Source organism: Paraburkholderia sp. Ac-20340, assembly GCF_017104965.1.
Taxonomy (GTDB): domain Bacteria; phylum Pseudomonadota; class Gammaproteobacteria; order Burkholderiales; family Burkholderiaceae; genus Paraburkholderia.
Genome location: NZ_JAAGPR010000003.1, coordinates 253,010 through 270,434, shown reverse-complemented (window position 1 = coordinate 270,434; position 17,425 = coordinate 253,010). Strand labels below are relative to the sequence as shown.

Here is a 17,425-nt window from a genome sequence, read left to right as displayed (position 1 = left end):
CCGAAATCGGCGCTAAGCTACTGTACGCACTGATGATTTCCAGGGCGCTATCCCGTATAATCTGCTTTTGCGCCTATAGGATTTGCCATGCGTCTGATCCAGAAAGCACTCACGTTCGATGACGTGCTCCTCGTTCCCGCCTTCTCCGACGTTCTCCCGCGCGACACCAGCCTGAAGACCCGGCTGACCCGCAATATCTCCCTGAACATTCCGCTTGTCTCGGCCGCGATGGATACCGTCACGGAAGGGCGTCTTGCTATTGCCATGGCGCAGCAAGGTGGCGTGGGTATCGTTCACAAGAACCTCACGCCCGCCGAACAGGCGCGTGAAGTCGCGAAGGTGAAGCGTTTCGAGTCGGGCGTCGTGCGTGATCCGATCACCGTGCCGCCGCAGATGAAGGTCGCGGACGTCATCGCGCTGTCGCAGCAACATGGCATCTCGGGCTTCCCGGTCGTGGAAGGCGCGCAGCTGGTCGGTATCGTCACGAACCGCGACCTGCGCTTCGAAACCCGTCTGGACGAGCCGGTGCGCTCGATCATGACGCCGCGCGAGCGCCTCGTCACCGTCAAGGAAGGCACGCCGCTGGCCGACGCCAAGTCGCTCATGCACAGCCACCGCCTCGAGCGCGTGCTGGTCGTGAACGATGCGTTCGAACTGCGCGGCCTGATGACCGTCAAGGACATCACCAAGCAGACCGAACACCCGGCCGCCTGTAAGGACGAGCACGGCAAGCTGCGCGCTGGCGCGGCGGTCGGCGTCGGCGCAGACAACGAAGAGCGCGTCGAACTGCTGGTGCAGGCCGGCGTCGACGTCATCGTCGTCGATACGGCGCACGGTCACAGCAAGGGCGTGCTCGAGCGCGTTCGTTGGGTCAAGCAGAACTTCCCGCATGTCGAAGTCATCGGCGGCAACATTGCGACGGCCGATGCCGCGCGTGCGCTCGTCGAATACGGCGCGGATGGCGTGAAGGTCGGTATCGGCCCGGGCTCGATCTGCACGACGCGTATCGTCGCAGGCGTGGGCGTGCCGCAGATCACGGCCATTTCGAATGTCGCTGAAGCGCTCAAGGGCACCGGCGTGCCGTGCATCGCCGACGGTGGCGTGCGCTACTCGGGCGACGTCTCGAAGGCGCTGGCCGCCGGCGCGAATGCCGTCATGATGGGCAGCATGTTCGCCGGCACCGAAGAATCGCCGGGCGACGTGTTCCTGTTCCAGGGCCGTCAGTACAAGTCGTACCGCGGCATGGGTTCGGTTGGCGCGATGAAGGACGGCGCGGCTGACCGTTACTTCCAGGACAACTCGGCGAACATCGACAAGCTCGTGCCGGAAGGCATCGAAGGCCGCGTCGCCTACAAGGGCCCGATCAACGCGATCCTGTTCCAGATGATCGGCGGCGTGCGCGCTTCGATGGGCTATTGCGGTTGCCGTACGATCGACGAACTCCACGAGAAGGCGGAGTTCGTGCAGATCACGGGCGCAGGTCTGAACGAATCGCACGTCCATGACGTGCAGATCACCAAGGAAGCGCCCAACTACCACGTGGACTAAGCCTCGATGAAGCCGCTGCTGCGCGTAGTGCTGATTGTCGATGCGTTGATATTGCTGGGGTTCGGCGTGCTGTTTCTTCTCACGCCCTGGACCTCGCTCTACGACGCGCTGCAATTGGTGCAGGCGCAGCCGGCGCTTGTCGGACAGGCGTTCGGCGTGGTGTTGCTGGGCTTTGCCTGGCTCGCGCTGCGAGCGGCCTTCGACGGCGCGCTGACGGCCACGATCGGTCGCACTGCAGGGCATGTCAACTGGATTGCCGGCGTCTTGATGCTGGTCTGGCTGATCGGTCTGCACAAGCCGCAGCTCACGGGCTTGGGGCAACTGGTGGCCGGTGCGGTGGGCGCCTGTCTGATCATCGTGGGATTTGGCGGTGCGCGTCTTGCCGGTGCGGTGAAGCTGCGCGAGAAGGCGCTGGCGGTCGAAGCCGCGGCGCAGGAGCGCGAAGCGCGCCGTGCGGTCAAGGAAAAGCGCGACGAGCCGGTGGTCTATGCGAAGCCGTTTTTCTCGCATAAGAAGGCTGCGCCCGTCGTCGTTCCGGTCGCTGATCCAGTCGAGCCGGTCGAGCCGGTGATTGTGCCGGCCACGCCGCCGGTCGCGCCGCGCACAGCGGTGGACGCCGAGGAAGCGCGCCAGGCGGCGCGAGACGAAGCGGCCGACGCCCAGCGGCCACCGCTGCGAGGTTGAGGTGGGGCGCGCGTCGACGCCAACCGTCAGACGCGACACCCGCCAGATTGCGCCCGAACCGCCCGAATTGCGCTGCACGGGACCGCCACGTGCCCGTGCCCAGGTTCCGATGAATTCACGCCGCGTGCGAGGCTTCCAGCCAGTGCGCGGCTTTCTGTATCCGTTCTTTTTTAGGTCTCGTCCGCTGCCATGCACGACAAAATCCTGATTCTCGACTTCGGTTCGCAAGTCACCCAGCTCATCGCGCGCCGTGTGCGCGAAGCAAACGTCTACTCGGAAATCCATCCGTACGATGTCGACGACGCGTTCATCCGCGAATTCGCACCGAAGGGCATCATCCTCTCGGGCGGCCCGAATTCCGTCACCGAAACCGACACGCCGCGCGCGCCACAAGCGGTGTTCGAACTGGGCGTGCCCGTGCTCGGCATCTGCTACGGCATGCAGACGATGGCCGAACAGCTCGGCGGCAAGGTCGATGGCGGCCATCTGCGTGAATTCGGTTACGCCGAAGTGCGCGCGCGCAACCATACGAGCTTCCTCGACGGTATCGAAGATTTCCGTACGGCCGAAGGCCACGGCATGCTCAAGGTCTGGATGAGCCACGGCGACAAGGTCATCGAAATGCCGGCGGGCTTCCAGCTGATGGCATCGACGGAATCGTGCCCGATCGCGGCGATGGCCGACGAAGCGCGTCATTTCTACGGCCTGCAATGGCACCCGGAAGTCACCCACACCGTTCAGGGCCGCGCGATGCTCGAGCGCTTCGTGCTGGGTATCTGCGGCGCGAAGGCCGATTGGGAAATGGGTCACTACATCGACGAAGCCGTCGAAGCGATCCGCAAGCAGGTTGGCAAGGAACACGTCATTCTGGGTCTGTCGGGCGGCGTGGATTCGTCGGTGGCGGCTGCGCTGCTGCACCGCGCGATTGGCGACCAGCTGACCTGCGTGTTCGTCGATCACGGTCTGCTGCGTCTGAACGAAGCCGAGCAGGTGATGGCGATGTTCGCGGGCAATCTGGGCGTGAAGGTGGTTCACGTCGATGCGAGCGAAGCGTTCCTGTCGAAGCTGGCGGGCGTGACCGATCCGGAAGCGAAGCGCAAGATCATCGGCGCCGAGTTCGTCGAAGTGTTCCAGACCGAAGCGGGCAAGCTGACGGACGCGAAGTGGCTGGCGCAAGGCACGATCTACCCGGACGTGATCGAATCGGCGGGCAAGGGCAAGAAGGGCGCGCACACGATCAAGAGCCACCACAACGTGGGCGGTCTGCCGGAAACGCTGAACCTGAAGCTGCTCGAGCCGCTGCGCGAACTGTTCAAGGACGAAGTGCGCGAATTGGGCGTGAAGCTCGGTCTGCCGCACGACATGGTGTATCGCCATCCGTTCCCGGGCCCGGGTCTGGGCGTGCGTATCCTGGGCGAAGTGAAGCGTGATTTCGCGGACTTGCTGCGTCGCGCGGATGCGATCTTTATCGAGACGCTGCGTAACACCATCGACAAGGAAACCGGCAAGTCGTGGTACGAACTGACGAGCCAGGCGTTCGCGGTGTTCCTGCCGGTCAAGAGCGTGGGCGTGATGGGCGATGGCCGCACGTATGAGTACGTCGTGGCGCTGCGTGCAGTGCAGACGATGGACTTCATGACGGCGCATTGGGCGCATCTGCCGCATGAACTGCTCGGCCACGTGTCGAACCGCATCATCAATGAAGTGCGCGGCATCAACCGTGTCGTGTACGACATTTCGGGCAAGCCGCCTGCGACGATCGAGTGGGAGTAATCCCGCTTTGACCGATGCGCGCTAGCATCGGCGATCAAGCGAACCCGCGCACAGATCTTGATCTGGCGCGGGTTTTTTGTTGTCCAGGTCTGGACCTGTCGAGCCCTATCGCGTTATGGCGCCATTTGCCGCCATTTCGGGCGGCCAAAACACAATCATCCCTCATCTGCGCGATGCAAATGAGATAAAATTGCGTATCCGCACGGGACTTATCCCCAGCGAGCCGGCTTCACGCTCCGCTCACGCCTCCAGCGGCATCGCGCTCGTTCCCTTGAGTTCATCGAGGCACACAATCGAATGCACGCTGCTCACGCCAGGCGCGCGCATGAGCGTGTCGAGCAGGAATTCGGACAGCGCCTTGAGATCGCGGGCCACCACCTTCAGTACGTAGTCGATATCGCCGGTCACGGAGTAGCACTCCTGCACCTGCGGCAACTTCGCGACGAGTTCCTTGAACTTCACGAGTTCGCGCATGTGCCCGCGCTCCATCGTTACCTGAATGAACGCGACCACGCCAAAGCCGAGCGCCTGCGGGTCAAGCCGCGTCTCATAACGCTTGATGACGCCCAGCTCTTCAAGCCGGCGATGGCGTCGCAGCGTTTGTGCAGGCGAGAGCTTCACGGCCGCGGCCAGTTCGAGATTGGAGGCGCGTCCGTGCTCCTGGAGCGCGGCGAGAAGCCGGAGATCGATGGCGTCGAGGGCGAGTGCTTGCACTTATGTTGCTCGGGATGAGTTGGATGCGAAATGAAATTGTACCAATCAGGGTTTGCCTGCGTATCAGATGAAATCATATTTTTCCTCGCCGCCTATACACTGGGCGCACCTGACAGGGCCGTCAGCCACAAGCGACGGCTCTGAAAGCGCATCAGCGCATCAAGTTGCGTGCGCAATATTATTTCGCGCGGCTGCGCAGGGAGCACACGGGGGTGATCAGCCCGGCTCCCAGCCGACGCATCGATAAAGAAGAAACAGGAAGAGACATGGTTTCCACATCCCCAGGCAACGGCGCACCAGGTAACGGCGGCGACGAGAACGGCCACCTCAAGCGCGGCCTCAAGAATCGGCACATCCAGCTCATCGCGCTGGGTGGGGCAATCGGCACAGGACTGTTTCTTGGCATCGCACAGACGATCCAGACGGCCGGCCCGTCCGTGCTACTCGGCTATGCGATCGCGGGCATCGTCGCGTTCTTCATCATGCGGCAGCTTGGTGAAATGGTCGTCGACGAGCCGGTCGCCGGTTCGTTCAGCTACTTCGCCGATAAGTACTTTGGTCCGTTCGCAGGCTTTCTCTCCGGCTGGAATTACTGGGTGCTCTATGTGCTCGTAAGCATGGCGGAACTGTCGGCGGTCGGCATCTACATGCACTACTGGTGGCCGAATCTGCCCACCTGGGTATCGGCGCTCGGATTTTTCGTCGTCATCAACGGCATCAATCTGGCGAGCGTGAAGTCCTACGGCGAGCTCGAATTCTGGTTCGCGATCATCAAGGTGCTGGCGATCGTCGGCATGATCGCGTTCGGTGGCTGGCTGCTGCTGTCCGGGAACGCCGGTCCGCAAGCGGGCATCTCCAACCTCTGGGCGCACGGCGGTTTCTTCCCGCATGGCGTGTCGGGGCTCGTGATGTCGATGGCGGTCGTGATGTTCTCGTTCGGCGGGCTGGAGCTGGTCGGCATCACCGCAGCAGAGGCGGACGATCCTTCGCACACGATCCCGCGCGCCACCAATCAGGTGATCTACCGCATCCTGATTTTCTACGTCGGCGCACTGGGCGTGTTGCTCTCGCTGTATCCGTGGGAAAAGGTCGTGTCGGGCGGCAGCCCCTTCGTGCTGATCTTCCACGCGATGAACAGCAACTTCGTGGCGCACGTGCTCAACGTGGTCGTGCTGACCGCCGCACTGTCGGTGTACAACAGCGGCGTGTACTGCAATAGCCGCATGCTCTACGGTCTGGCGCAGCAGGGCAACGCTCCCAGGGCGCTGCTCAAGGTGAATCGCCGCGGTATTCCGCTGACGGCGCTGGCCGTGACGGCCGTGGCGACGGCGGCCTGCGTCGTCATCAACTATTTCATGCCGGGCAAGGCGTTCGAACTGCTGATGGGGCTGGTGGTGTCGGCGCTCATCATCAACTGGGCGATGATCAGCCTGATCCATCTGAAGTTCCGCAGTGTGAAGGCGCGTGCCGGCGAGACGACGTCGTTCCGCAGCCTTGGCTATCCGCTCACGAATTACCTGTGCCTGGCGTTCCTGGCCGGTATTCTCGTCGTGATGTACATGATCCCGGATCTGCGCATTTCCGTGTGGCTCATCCCGGTATGGCTGGTGGTGCTGGGCGGTGCGTATCGCTTCTGGCGTCGTGGCGCGGCGCCGGCGCTGCACGGCGGCGTGCAGACGCGCTGAAATCCGTTCGGTGAGGCGAGGGCGCTGGTACACGCCAGACGCCTTCGCACAAGAATCCCGATCCGCCGCTTATCATCCGACATTCCGCAACTTTCCCGTAACCGACAAGCTAAGGCCATGTTCGAACATATCGATGCCTATCCCGGCGACCCGATCCTCTCGCTCAACGAGAACTTCCAGAAAGATCCGCGGCAGAACAAGGTCAATCTGAGCATTGGCATCTATTTCGACGACGAAGGCCGTCTGCCGGTGATGAAGGCCGTCCACGAGGCGGAAGCGGCGCTCCTGCAGGAGCCGGGCGCCAAGCCCTATCTGCCGATGGCGGGTTTCGCCCAGTATCGCGATGCGGTGCAGGCGCTGGTGTTCGGCGCGCAGTGTCCGTCGCGCGCAGCAGGGCGTGTGGCGACGGTGCAGACGCTCGGCGGTTCGGGCGCGCTCAAGGTCGGTGCCGATTTCATCAAGCGCTATTTCCCGCAAAGCCAGGTGTGGGTCAGCGACCCGACGTGGGAAAACCATCGCTTCATCTTCGAGCGCGCGGGTTTCGAGGTGAACACCTACCCGTACTACGACGAAGCGACTGGCGGTCTGAAGTTCGACGCGATGCTCGCGGCCATCGATGCGCTGCCGGCAAAGAGCGTCGTGCTGCTGCACGCCTGCTGCCATAACCCGACCGGCGTGGATCTGGACGACGCGCAATGGGTGCAACTGATCGACGTGCTGCAAAAGCGCGATCTGCTGCCGTTCGTCGATATGGCGTATCAGGGTTTTGGCGCCGGTCTGGACGCCGATGCCTTCGCGGTGCGCGAACTCGGCCGTCGCGGTGTGCCGGCGCTGGTGGCGAACTCGTTCTCGAAGAACTTCTCGCTGTACGGCGAGCGTTGCGGCGGTCTGCACGTGATCTGCGAAGACGCGGCCGCGGCTGATCGCGTGCTGGGCCAGCTGACGGGCGCGGTGCGCTCGAACTACAGCAATCCGCCGACGCACGGCGCCAGGATCGTCACGCGCGTGCTGACGACGCCCGCGCTCAAGCAATCGTGGGAAACCGAGCTGGCGGCGATGTGCGAGCGTATCGCCCGCATGCGTGTGGCGATCCACGACGGTCTGGAGGCGCACGTGAGCGGCGAAGCGCTGTCGCGTTATGTGAAGCAGCGCGGCATGTTCACCTACACGGGCCTGAGCGCGGATCAGGTCGATCGCCTCAAGGAAGAGTTCGGCGTGTATATCCTGCGTTCGGGCCGTATGTGTGTGGCGGGTCTGAACGAGAAGAACGTGAGCATCGTCGTCGATGCCGTGGGCAAGGTGCTGAAGGACTGATGCTTGCCTGATTTGCTGAGGCGGCGCCAGCGTGTCTCAACGTAGCTTTACGTCTGGCTGCCGCTTCAGAACCGCATGCCTGTGCCGATCCCGCACACGCCGGAAATGCCTCCGCCACTCCCTCCGCCGCCGCTGCAAAACACGCCGCATCCGCTCAGCGCTGTTCCCAGCAGTAGACAAGCCGCACCAAGCCGCAACTGACGCAGGATTCGTGCGCCTCGCAATGTTCGCCATGTAGTCTTGAAGCGGAAAAATGAAGAAGATTTCATCGTTGCCTGCGCAAGGAAGAGGGAGCGTGTCGCCAGACGCTGGCTGGCGGTGAAGCCATGAACCTTACGTGCGCACCAGACCCGCGCCCATCAGACGATTCCGGCTTTGCGGGGCGTTCGGGGTATTTGCGCCGGATGCGCTTCGCATCAAATACGCCCTCTGTCAATCCATAGGATTAGAACGTCGCCCATGTCGGATGTGCGCGGTCTTCCAGGTGTTACCCTGATAGAATGCCGTGGCCGCAACGTAGTGGATTGCTGATGAAATTGCTTGATGCCCTCGTCGAACAACGGATTGCCGCCGCCGCTGCGCGCGGTGACTTCGACGGGTCTCCCGGCGCCGGAGCGCCCCAGGAACTCGACGACGACCTCTTCGTACCCGAAGAAGTGCGCGTCGCGAACCGCATCCTCAAGAACGCCGGATTCGTTCCGCCCGCGCTCGAACAGCTTCGCGCACTGCGCGATCTCGAGGAAGAACTTGCCAAGGTAGGCGACAAGGCCGCGCAGTGCCGTCTGCGCGCGCGTCTGCTCGCGCTCGATATGGCGCTCGAATCGCTGCGTGGCGGGCCGATGGTCGTGCCGCAGGAATATCGTCGCCGTATCGCCGAGCGGCTGTCCGAGCGTGCTGCCGGCGCTCAGGGTTTCGCGGCGGGTGCCGCTTGAGCGTGGGTGCCATGACGCCTTCCGGCGATGCGAATGAGCCGAATCTGACGTCCGTCGAGGCGTTCGAAGCCGCCGTGCCTGACTCCGCCACCGATCCCATCACCGAACGCGACCGCCATTTCATGCGTCTCGCCCAGGCGGCCGCCGACCAGGCGCGCGCGGCCGACGAAGTGCCGGTGGGCGCCGTGCTCGTGCGCGGCGACGAAGTCATCGCGACGGGCTTCAATCATCCGATCGGCACGCACGACCCTTCGGCGCACGCCGAAATGGCGGCATTGCGCGCAGCCGGCAGCGCATTGGGTAACTACCGCTTGCCCGGCTGCGAACTTTATGTGACCCTGGAACCGTGTCTCATGTGCGCCGGCGCGATCATGCATGCGCGCATTTCGCGCGTGGTGTACGGTGCGCGCGATCCGAAGACGGGCGCGTGCGGCAGTGTCGTCGATGCCTTCTCGAACGAGCAGCTCAACCACCATACGAGCGTGATGGGCGGCGTGCTCGAGACCGAATGCGGCGATGCCTTGCGCGACTTTTTCGCCGAACGCCGCCGGGCCAGCCGCGAAGCGCGTCGCGCCGCTCAAGCTGCCGATTCAGCCGATACGTCGCATCCGAACCGCGCGCCTGACGCGCCTCGATAAACCACGCCGCCACGTCGCGCCGCCGCAGCCTGATGGCGCTCTGGTGGATTCGAATCCATCGAACATGACCAGCCATCGCACCATCGAACTGATTGCGCCGTCGGGCTATCCCCACGACCCGGAAGCCGTGCATCGCGGCATTGCGCGGCTGCGCGCGCAGGGTCATCGCGTCGAGAATATCGAGGCCACCGAGCGGCGCTTCCAGCGTTTCGCGGGCACCGACGGCCAGCGCGCCGCCGAACTCAACCGTCTCGCCGATCCTGCGCGCGCCTTGCCCGATATCGCGCTGGCGGTCCGTGGCGGCTACGGCGCCGTGCGCATCCTGCACGGGCTCGACTACGAAGGCCTGCAAGCCCGGCTGGCGGGCCAGCCGATCGCGCTGGTCGGTCACAGCGATTTCACCGCGATCCAGTTGGCGCTCTACGCGCGCGCGGGCATCACGACTTTTGGCGGCCCGATGCTGCTAAGCGACTTCGGCGCGCCGGAATTGAGCAGTTTCACGATGCATCACTTCTGGCAGGCGCTCACGCAGCCCGAATTCACGCTCAAGGTAAAAGCGCCGCAGGCGCAGCACGCGGACGTATCGGGCATGCTCTGGGGCGGCAATCTGGCCGTGCTCACGTCGCTGATCGGCACGCCGTATATGCCGCCGGTGGAGGGCGGCATCCTGTTCGTCGAGGACGTCAACGAACAGCCGTTCCGCATCGAGCGGATGCTGTACCAACTGCATCTTTCCGGCATCCTCGCGCGTCAGAAGGCGCTGGTGCTCGGCGATTTTTCGGGCGGCAAGCCGTTCGACTACGACAACGGCTACGACCTGCACGCGGTCGTGGAGCAGGTGCGGGCGCTGGCGGGGATTCCGGTCATCACGGGTCTGCCATTCGGCCATATCGCGGATATGGTCACGTTGCCGTTCGGCGCGCAGGCGCAACTGAGCGCCCATGCGCACGGTTTCGAGCTTAACCTGAGCGGCTATCCGTATCGCGGATGAACGGATGCGGAACGCCGCAAGCGCCTTCGGGCGCTTTTTATCTCCGATGATATGCAACTAACAGCCAGTTTCACCCGCCAAAGGTAAATGTTCTAGACCCGTCATCACCATAAATTGTTGACAAAAAATCGGCCCATTTGTGGGCACTCGATCACCATGATCGTGCGTTATTCCCAATACTGAAGCGGGATTCACCGGAAGAATGCATGTGTCTGACCGGTCAGACCAGGCATATTCCCCAGGTTTGCCGATAAAATTGTTGACAATCTTTATGTCCAAACTAGCATACCCAACATCAAGGTGACAGACATGAGCAAGACCGTGCAACGCGACGTGCAAAACACCGATACCGAAGCTGACGCGACCGGCACGAAGCCCGAAGCCATCGCCGCGCGCATCCGCGCCGCGATCCTCGAGCATCGTTTGCCGCCTGGCGCGAAGCTCACGGAAGCGCAGTTGTGCGAGGTGTTCAGCGTCAAGCGTGGCCCGATCCGTCAGGCGCTCGCCTTGCTTGCGACCGATCACCTGGTCGATCTGGAGCCGAATCGCGGCGCCTTCGTCGCCAGCCCGACGCTCCAGGAAGTGCACGAAGTGTTCGAGATGCGCCGCATCATCGAACTGGCGGTAGTGGAGCGTGTGTGCAACGCGCAGCACGGCACGCGGCGGCTCAAGAGCATCAGCGAGACGATCCGGCGCGAGCGCAAGGCCTTCGAAGGCCGCGACTTTCCGGCCTGGATTCGCCTTTCCGGCGAGTTCCATACGGAATTGGCGGCGCTCACCGGCAACACGGTGCTGTGCGATTGCCTGAACGGTCTCGTCGCGCGTTCGACCTTGATTTCGGCGCTCTACGAATCGCCCGGCCGCAGCCCGTGTTCCTTCGACGATCACGAGTCGATTCTCGTGGCGCTGGAAGCGGGGCAGGCGGCAGAAGCGGCCGCCTTGATGGTGCGGCACCTGCAGGGCGTGGAACTCAAGATGCTGGACCGGCCGACGGGCGCGTCGGTGGATCTGCAGGATGTTTTCGGCACGCGCGACGCCGCGCTTGCCGCACGCTGATAACGGATTGCATGACGGTGGGAACGCGATCGTTCCCACCGCGCTGAACTGAAGGACAACTGAAGAAAGCTGAAGGATGCGTGGCACGCCAGATGCCACGCGCCCCACGGGGAAGGAATTGGGATGGCCGCGGCACAGCGGACAGGGCGCCACCAGGGCGACCGTCGCGGTGCGAATGCGACGCCATCCACGCAGATATCGCGGCAGCCGCATGCAGCGGTGCAGCACGCGTTTTGAGGCGTTCAGGCGTCTTTTTTCCGTCGGCGTATCCATCCCAAGGAGCGGATCATGGCTCAGTTCAGCGCGTCACATGGCAGTCCTGCAGTGCCCACCTTCGATTCAGGCGAGAGCAACGAACCCGGCGACGGCATGCGGATTCCCGCCGGCTACAGCGAACGCCTCTATAACCACGATCTCGCGCCGCTCAAGGAGCAGACCTGGGGCGCGTACAACATCTTCGCGTTCTGGATGTCCGACGTGCACAGCGTCGGCGGCTACGTGTTCGCCGGCAGCCTCTTTGCACTCGGCTTGACGAGCTGGCAGGTGCTGGTCGCGCTGATCGTCGGCATCTCGATCGTCAACGTGCTCTGCAATCTGATTGCGCGTCCGAGCCAGCGTCACGGCGTACCGTATCCGGTCGCCTGCCGTGGCACGTTCGGCGTGCTGGGCGCCAATGTTCCCGCGGTGATTCGCGGCCTGATTGCGGTGGCGTGGTACGGCATTCAGACCTTCCTCGCGTCGAGCGCGCTGGTGATCGTCGTGCTCAAATTCGTCCCGCAGTTGATGCCTTACGCCGATGTGCACAAGCACGGCATGCTCGGGCTTTCGACGGTCGGCTGGGCGGGCTTCATGACGCTCTGGGTGCTGCAGGCCTTCGTGTTCTGGAACGGCATGGAGACGATCAAGAAGTTCATCGACTTCGCAGGCCCGGCAGTTTATGTGGTGATGTTCGCGCTCGCCGGTTACATGGTGTATCGCGCGGGCTGGCAGAACATCGGTCTCAATCTTGGCGGCGTGAAGTATCACGGCACGGAAGTCATTCCGGTGATGATCACGGCCATTTCCCTCGTGGTGTCGTATTTCTCCGGCCCGATGCTGAATTTCGGCGACTTCTCGCGTTACGGCAAGTCGCTGCGCAGCGTGCATCGCGGCAACTTCTGGGGGCTGCCGGTCAACTTCCTCGCGTTCTCGCTGGTCACGGTGGTGACGACCTCGGCCACGCTGCCTGTATTCGGACAACTGATTACCGATCCGGTCGAAACCGTGAGCCGTATCGATCACCCGACCGCCGTGATTCTCGGCGCGCTGACGTTCACGATCGCGACCATCGGCATCAATATCGTGGCGAATTTCGTCTCGCCGGCCTTCGACTTCTCGAACGTTGCACCGCGTCTGATCAGCTGGCGTGCGGGCGGCATGCTCGCGGCCGTGGCATCGATCTTCATCACGCCGTGGAATCTCTTCAACAACCCGGCTGTGATTCACTACACGCTCGATGTACTCGGCGCGTTCATCGGTCCTTTGTATGGTGTCCTGATCGTTGACTTCTACCTCGTGAAGCGTGGCCGTCTGGCCGTGGACGATCTCTACACGGTGTCGCCGAAGGGCGCCTACTGGTATAGCAACGGCGTGAACTGGCGTGCGGTGTCGGCGCTGCTGCCCGCCGCCGTGATCGCGATTGTCTGCGTGATGGTGCCCGCGCTCAGCGGCGCAGCGAACTTCTCGTGGTTTATCGGCGCTGCGCTGGGCGCGCTGTTCTACCGCGCGTTGACGATGGGCGAACGCGCCCGCGCGCAAGTCTGAACCACGGATCACGAGCAAGAACACGAGCAAGGAAAGGCCATGCGTATCAAACTGATCAATCCGAACACCACGCAGCGCATGACGGCGGCCATGGGGCAGTGCGCGCGTGCCGTCGTCGCCTCGGGCACGGAAGTGGTGGCCGTGAGCCCGACGATGGGGCCGCCCTCGATCGAGGGCTACTACGACGAGGCGCTGGCCACGCCCGGTCTGCTCGCCGAAGTGGAGGCGGGCGAGCGCGAAGGCTTCGACGGCTACGTGATCGCCTGCTTCGGCGACCCCGGCCTCTATGCGGCGCGCGAGCTTGCACGCGGGCCGGTGGTGGGTATCGCCGAGGCGGCCATGCATGCGGCCAGCGTGCTGGCGCCGGGCTTCTCGGTTGTCACCACGCTCTCGCGCACCAAGGCGATGGCGTGGCATCTCGCAGAGCGCTACGGCATGACGCGTTTTTGCCGCAACGTGCGCGCCATCGACGTGGCCGTGCTCGAACTGGACGAGCCGGGTTCGGCGGCGCGCCGCGCGATCGTCGACGAATGCCGGCGCGCGCTTGAAGAAGATGGCGCCGATACCATCGTGCTCGGTTGCGCAGGCATGACGAGCCTGTGCGCGCAAATCGAGGATGCGCTGTCCGTTCCAGTCGTGGATGGCGTGACGGCCGCGGTCAAATGGGTCGAGGCGCTGGTCGCGCTGCGTCTGACTACCGCCAAGCGCGGCGACTTCGCCAGGCCGCTCGCGAAGCGCTACGACGGCGAGTTCGCCCACTTCAGCCCGACCAGCACGGCCAGCGTGACCGACACGCCACCGCCCGTGCGTCCGCTGCGCTACGGGTAAACACCCAACGCGCACGGACCTTGCCGGGCCTCGGCCGGCCCGGCACATACACCTCGCTTGACCCGTACTATCCGTCCTTGCGTATGGGCGCGCCCGGACGATTTCGCTACACTGGGCCGGTCCTCGAAGCAGATTGCCCGCACGCCTGCAAATCCTTGTGGCGCAAGGTTTTAATGCGGTGGAACGGCATCTCGCGCACGAGTCCCGAGCGTCTTATCGCGCTCAGCGTAGTTTCGTTTCGTCATCATCTTTCGACAGATTCGACAGCATGCCACTCGATCCCCAATATCCCCGCGATCTGATCGGTTACGGCCGCCACCCGGTACAGGCCAACTGGCCTGGTAAGGCGCGCATCGCGGTGCAGTTCGTGCTCAACTACGAAGAGGGCGGCGAAAACTGCGTGCTGCACGGCGATCCCGCTTCGGAGCAGTTCCTCTCCGAGATCGTCGGCGCCGCGGCTTATCCGGCCCGCCACATGAGCATGGAGTCGATCTACGAATACGGCTCGCGCGCGGGCGTCTGGCGCATCCTGCGCGAGTTCGAAAAGCGCGGTCTGCCGCTCACGGTTTTCGGCGTGGGCATGGCGATCGAACGCCACCCGGAACTGGGCCGCGCATTCGTCGAACTGGGTCATGAAATCGCCTGCCACGGCTATCGCTGGATTCATTATCAGGACGCGACGCCCGAACGCGAACTGGAGCACATGAAACTTGGCATGGAAGCGATCGAGCGCGTGACGGGGCAGCGTCCGCTCGGTTGGTACACGGGACGCGACAGCCCCAATACGCATCGGCTCGTGGCGGAATACGGCGGCTTCCTCTACGACTCCGATTACTACGGCGACGATCTGCCGTTCTGGATGGATGTGGACGTGACCGGCGGCAAGACGGTGCCGCAACTGATCGTGCCGTACACGCTCGACACCAACGATATGCGCTTCGCCACGCCGCAAGGCTTCAACACGGCGGATCACTTCTTCACCTATCTGCGCGACGCCTTCGACGTGCTCTACGAAGAAGGCGACGAAGCGCCGAAAATGCTCTCGATCGGCATGCACTGCCGCCTGCTCGGTCGTCCTGGCCGCATGCGCGCGCTGCAACGATTCCTCGATCACATCGAGAAACACGATCGCGTCTGGGTGACGCGCCGTGTCGATATCGCGCGCCACTGGCGCGAACACCATCCCTATCAACCGCAACAGAACGATCACCGCGGGGCCGCCGCATGAAGGCAATGCACTACACCCTCGAACAGCTGAATCAGGCTTCGACCGACGCCTTCGTGGCGGCGCTCTCGGGCATTTTCGAGCACTCGCCCTGGGTCGCCGAGGCGGCCGCGCGGCAGCGGCCCTACGCGAGCATCGACGTGCTGCATTCGACCATGTCGGGCGCGGTGGAAACCTCGGGCGAAGCACTGCAACTCGCGCTGATCAACGCTCACCCGGAGCTTGCGGGGAAGGCTGCGGTGCGTGGCGAACTCACGGCCGAATCGACGCGCGAGCAAAGCGGCGCCGGGCTGAACCAGTGCACGCAGGAAGAGTTCGACAAATTGCAGGCGCTCAACCGCGCCTATCGCGAGAAGTTTGGTTTTCCGTTCATTCTCGCGGTGCGCGGCTATGACCGCCACGGCATCATCGCGAACTTCGAATCGCGCGTGAACAACAATCGCGCCGACGAAATGCGCGCGAGCCTCGACCAGATTTACCGTATCGCGCGCTTCAGGCTGGATGAGCTGATCGACGCGTGACGTGGCGATGCGCTCCGGCACGCAGCAACACCGCGTGCGCAGCGCAGCGCCGTTTTAACCATAGAAAAGATACGAAGGAAGACAAAGATGGCACTCCCGACTCTCGACCCCAACGCACCCGACTTCACGCGCCGCTTCGTCAATCTCGCGGACCCGCGGCTAGGGGCGCAGGCGCTCGAGGCGAGCGACGACTTCTTCGCGCCGAAGGAGCGCATGCTCAATCCGGAGCCGGCCGTCTTTATCCCGGGCAAGTACGACGATCACGGCAAGTGGATGGACGGCTGGGAAACGCGTCGCAAGCGCAGCAACGGCTACGACTGGTGCGTCGTGAAGCTCGCGCGTCCGGGCGTCATCAAGGGCCTCGATCTCGACACCAGCCACTTCACGGGTAACTTCCCGCCGGCCGCTTCGGTCGAAGGCGCTTATGTCGCTGACGGCGCGCCGACTGCATCGACGCAATGGACCGAAATCGTTCCGTCGATGTCGCTCAACGGCAACAGCCATCACTACGTCGAAGTGTCGAGCGACAAGCCCTTCACGCATCTGCGCGTGAACATCTACCCGGACGGCGGCATCGCCCGTCTGCGTGTGTACGGCCAGCCGCAGGTGGACTGGCAGGGCGCGAGCCGCACGGAACTGTTCGACCTCGCCGCGATGGAAAACGGCGCGTACCTCGTCGGCGCGAACAATCAGCACTTTGGCGTGGCATCGACGCTGCTGATGCCGGGCCGCGGCGTGAACATGGGCGACGGCTGGGAAACGCGTCGCCGTCGCGAACCGGGCAACGACTGGGCGATCATCGCGCTGGCGCAGCCGGGCATCATCAAGAAGATCGAAGTCGATACGGCGCACTTCAAGGGCAACTACCCGGATCGCTGCTCGTTCCAGGCCGCGCGCGTGGTGGGCGGCACGGACAGCTCGCTGGTCACGCAGGCGATGTTCTGGCCGGTGCTGCTCGGCGAACAGAAGTTGCAGATGGACAAGCAGCACTACTTCGAGAGCGAACTCGCGGCACTCGGCCCGGTCACGCACGTGCGCTTCAACATCTTCCCGGACGGCGGCGTATCGCGCGTGCGTCTGTGGGGTACGCTCGCCTGATGGGCAAGCGAGGCCATCATGAGTGAAACCACGCAGTTGACCCGCACGACGTTGACCATCGAGCCGCTCACGCGCGAGGCGTTCGCGCCGTTTGGCGACGTGATCGAACTCGAAGGCGCGAAGCAGATTCCGATCAACCTGGGCACGACGATCCGCTATCACGATCTCGCGAATGTGGACGTCACGGAAGAGGGCGGGCGTACGCTCGTGAATCTCTTCCGCGGCCAGCCGCGCGTGCTGCCGTTCGAAGTGAAGATGCTCGAACGCCATCCGCTGGGCAGCCAGGCGTTCGTCCCGCTCAACGACAAGCCGTACCTCGTTGTGGTGTCGCCGGCTGGCGATCTGGATGTGTCGAAGATCCGCGCGTTCGTGTCGAGCGGCTGGCAAGGCGTGAACTATGCGAAAGGCGTCTGGCACCATCCGTTGATCGCACTCGGCGACGTCAGCGACTTTATCGTCGTCGATCGTGGCGGCGAAGGGCTGAACCTCAACGAGCAGGATCTGCCGGAATCGCTCTGGCTGACCGAAGAAGCGATGCGCGACGCACAGCGTTGACGTGTTGTCGGCGGCACGCAAAGCGCGTACCGATGAAAAAAAGCCACGGTCTTGACCGTG

16 protein-coding genes are annotated in these 17,425 nt (G+C 63.5%); 15 read left to right on the top strand and 1 reads right to left on the bottom strand.

The genetic code is table 11. The annotated features are described in order from the left end of the window. Positions 1-87 precede the first annotated feature (87 nt). The 3 genes from guaB (at position 88) to guaA (ending at position 4,005) form a co-directional block, all read left to right on the top strand. On the top strand, positions 88-1,548 hold the full coding sequence (gene guaB / locus G3N59_RS06410) for an IMP dehydrogenase (protein ID WP_205981720.1): 1,461 nt from the start codon (positions 88-90) through the stop codon (positions 1,546-1,548). A 6-nt stretch (positions 1,549-1,554) separates the two neighbouring features. After that, positions 1,555-2,232, top strand: coding sequence for a hypothetical protein (locus G3N59_RS06405; protein WP_205981719.1), 678 nt, complete (start codon positions 1,555-1,557; stop codon positions 2,230-2,232). A 189-nt stretch (positions 2,233-2,421) separates the two neighbouring features. Then, on the top strand, positions 2,422-4,005 hold the full coding sequence (guaA, locus tag G3N59_RS06400; RefSeq protein ID WP_205981718.1) for a glutamine-hydrolyzing GMP synthase: 1,584 nt from the start codon (positions 2,422-2,424) through the stop codon (positions 4,003-4,005). Positions 4,006-4,245: 240 nt separating this feature from the next. Here the strand turns inward: guaA and G3N59_RS06395 are convergent, their stop codons facing one another. Then, positions 4,246-4,719, bottom strand: a complete 474-nt coding sequence (locus G3N59_RS06395) for an Lrp/AsnC family transcriptional regulator (RefSeq protein ID WP_205981717.1) — start codon at positions 4,717-4,719, stop codon at positions 4,246-4,248. A 266-nt stretch (positions 4,720-4,985) separates the two neighbouring features. Between G3N59_RS06395 and G3N59_RS06390 the strand changes: the two genes are divergently transcribed. The 12 genes from G3N59_RS06390 to G3N59_RS06335 all read left to right on the top strand — a co-directional run bounded on the left by G3N59_RS06390 (position 4,986) and on the right by G3N59_RS06335 (position 17,365). Next, positions 4,986-6,404: an amino acid permease gene (locus tag G3N59_RS06390; protein ID WP_205981716.1), complete on the top strand. Its 1,419-nt coding sequence runs from the start codon at positions 4,986-4,988 to the stop codon at positions 6,402-6,404. Between the two features lie 117 nt (positions 6,405-6,521). Then, positions 6,522-7,718, top strand: a complete 1,197-nt coding sequence (locus G3N59_RS06385; protein ID WP_205981715.1) for an amino acid aminotransferase — start codon at positions 6,522-6,524, stop codon at positions 7,716-7,718. Positions 7,719-8,248: 530 nt separating this feature from the next. After that, positions 8,249-8,650 carry a DnaJ family domain-containing protein gene (locus G3N59_RS06380; RefSeq protein WP_205981714.1) on the top strand — a complete coding sequence of 134 codons (402 nt, stop codon included), beginning with the start codon at positions 8,249-8,251 and terminating at the stop codon, positions 8,648-8,650. A gap of 11 nt (positions 8,651-8,661) precedes the next feature. Then, positions 8,662-9,288, top strand: a complete 627-nt coding sequence (gene tadA, locus G3N59_RS06375) for a tRNA adenosine(34) deaminase TadA (protein WP_205981713.1) — start codon at positions 8,662-8,664, stop codon at positions 9,286-9,288. A gap of 64 nt (positions 9,289-9,352) precedes the next feature. Next, a complete protein-coding gene (ldcA, locus tag G3N59_RS06370; RefSeq protein WP_205981898.1) occupies positions 9,353-10,279 on the top strand; it encodes a muramoyltetrapeptide carboxypeptidase in 927 nt (308 codons plus the stop codon). Between the two features lie 309 nt (positions 10,280-10,588). Continuing rightward, the gene (locus G3N59_RS06365; protein WP_205981712.1) at positions 10,589-11,335 is read left to right on the top strand and encodes a GntR family transcriptional regulator; all 747 of its coding nucleotides are present in this window, start codon (positions 10,589-10,591) and stop codon (positions 11,333-11,335) included. A 288-nt stretch (positions 11,336-11,623) separates the two neighbouring features. Continuing rightward, positions 11,624-13,138 (top strand): NCS1 family nucleobase:cation symporter-1, encoded by a 1,515-nt coding sequence (locus tag G3N59_RS06360; protein ID WP_205981711.1) that lies wholly within the window; start codon positions 11,624-11,626, stop codon positions 13,136-13,138. Positions 13,139-13,177: 39 nt separating this feature from the next. Beyond that, a complete protein-coding gene (locus tag G3N59_RS06355; protein ID WP_205981710.1) occupies positions 13,178-13,966 on the top strand; it encodes an aspartate/glutamate racemase family protein in 789 nt (262 codons plus the stop codon). A 268-nt stretch (positions 13,967-14,234) separates the two neighbouring features. Continuing rightward, positions 14,235-15,194 carry an allantoinase PuuE gene (gene puuE / locus G3N59_RS06350; protein WP_205981709.1) on the top strand — a complete coding sequence of 320 codons (960 nt, stop codon included), beginning with the start codon at positions 14,235-14,237 and terminating at the stop codon, positions 15,192-15,194. Then, a complete protein-coding gene (uraD, locus tag G3N59_RS06345) occupies positions 15,191-15,712 on the top strand; it encodes a 2-oxo-4-hydroxy-4-carboxy-5-ureidoimidazoline decarboxylase (RefSeq protein ID WP_205981708.1) in 522 nt (173 codons plus the stop codon). The genes puuE and uraD overlap by 4 nt, the downstream gene beginning before the upstream one ends. Positions 15,713-15,799: 87 nt before the next feature. Then, positions 15,800-16,810 carry an allantoicase gene (gene alc, locus G3N59_RS06340; RefSeq protein ID WP_205981707.1) on the top strand — a complete coding sequence of 337 codons (1,011 nt, stop codon included), beginning with the start codon at positions 15,800-15,802 and terminating at the stop codon, positions 16,808-16,810. Between the two features lie 18 nt (positions 16,811-16,828). Then, a complete protein-coding gene (locus G3N59_RS06335; RefSeq protein WP_205981706.1) occupies positions 16,829-17,365 on the top strand; it encodes an ureidoglycolate lyase in 537 nt (178 codons plus the stop codon). Positions 17,366-17,425 lie beyond the last annotated feature (60 nt).

Excerpts from the sequence above, each read along its gene's own strand:
- guaB (WP_205981720.1), top strand. The coding sequence starts at position 88 with ATGCGTCTGATCCAGAAAGCACTCACGTTCGATGACGTGCTCCTCGTT.
- G3N59_RS06405 (WP_205981719.1), top strand. The coding sequence starts at position 1,555 with ATGAAGCCGCTGCTGCGCGTAGTGCTGATTGTCGATGCGTTGATATTG.
- guaA (WP_205981718.1), top strand. The coding sequence starts at position 2,422 with ATGCACGACAAAATCCTGATTCTCGACTTCGGTTCGCAAGTCACCCAG.
- G3N59_RS06390 (WP_205981716.1), top strand. The coding sequence starts at position 4,986 with ATGGTTTCCACATCCCCAGGCAACGGCGCACCAGGTAACGGCGGCGAC.
- G3N59_RS06385 (WP_205981715.1), top strand. The coding sequence starts at position 6,522 with ATGTTCGAACATATCGATGCCTATCCCGGCGACCCGATCCTCTCGCTC.
- G3N59_RS06380 (WP_205981714.1), top strand. The coding sequence starts at position 8,249 with ATGAAATTGCTTGATGCCCTCGTCGAACAACGGATTGCCGCCGCCGCT.
- tadA (WP_205981713.1), top strand. The coding sequence starts at position 8,662 with ATGACGCCTTCCGGCGATGCGAATGAGCCGAATCTGACGTCCGTCGAG.
- ldcA (WP_205981898.1), top strand. The coding sequence starts at position 9,353 with ATGACCAGCCATCGCACCATCGAACTGATTGCGCCGTCGGGCTATCCC.
- G3N59_RS06365 (WP_205981712.1), top strand. The coding sequence starts at position 10,589 with ATGAGCAAGACCGTGCAACGCGACGTGCAAAACACCGATACCGAAGCT.
- G3N59_RS06360 (WP_205981711.1), top strand. The coding sequence starts at position 11,624 with ATGGCTCAGTTCAGCGCGTCACATGGCAGTCCTGCAGTGCCCACCTTC.
- G3N59_RS06355 (WP_205981710.1), top strand. The coding sequence starts at position 13,178 with ATGCGTATCAAACTGATCAATCCGAACACCACGCAGCGCATGACGGCG.
- puuE (WP_205981709.1), top strand. The coding sequence starts at position 14,235 with ATGCCACTCGATCCCCAATATCCCCGCGATCTGATCGGTTACGGCCGC.
- uraD (WP_205981708.1), top strand. The coding sequence starts at position 15,191 with ATGAAGGCAATGCACTACACCCTCGAACAGCTGAATCAGGCTTCGACC.
- alc (WP_205981707.1), top strand. The coding sequence starts at position 15,800 with ATGGCACTCCCGACTCTCGACCCCAACGCACCCGACTTCACGCGCCGC.
- G3N59_RS06335 (WP_205981706.1), top strand. The coding sequence starts at position 16,829 with ATGAGTGAAACCACGCAGTTGACCCGCACGACGTTGACCATCGAGCCG.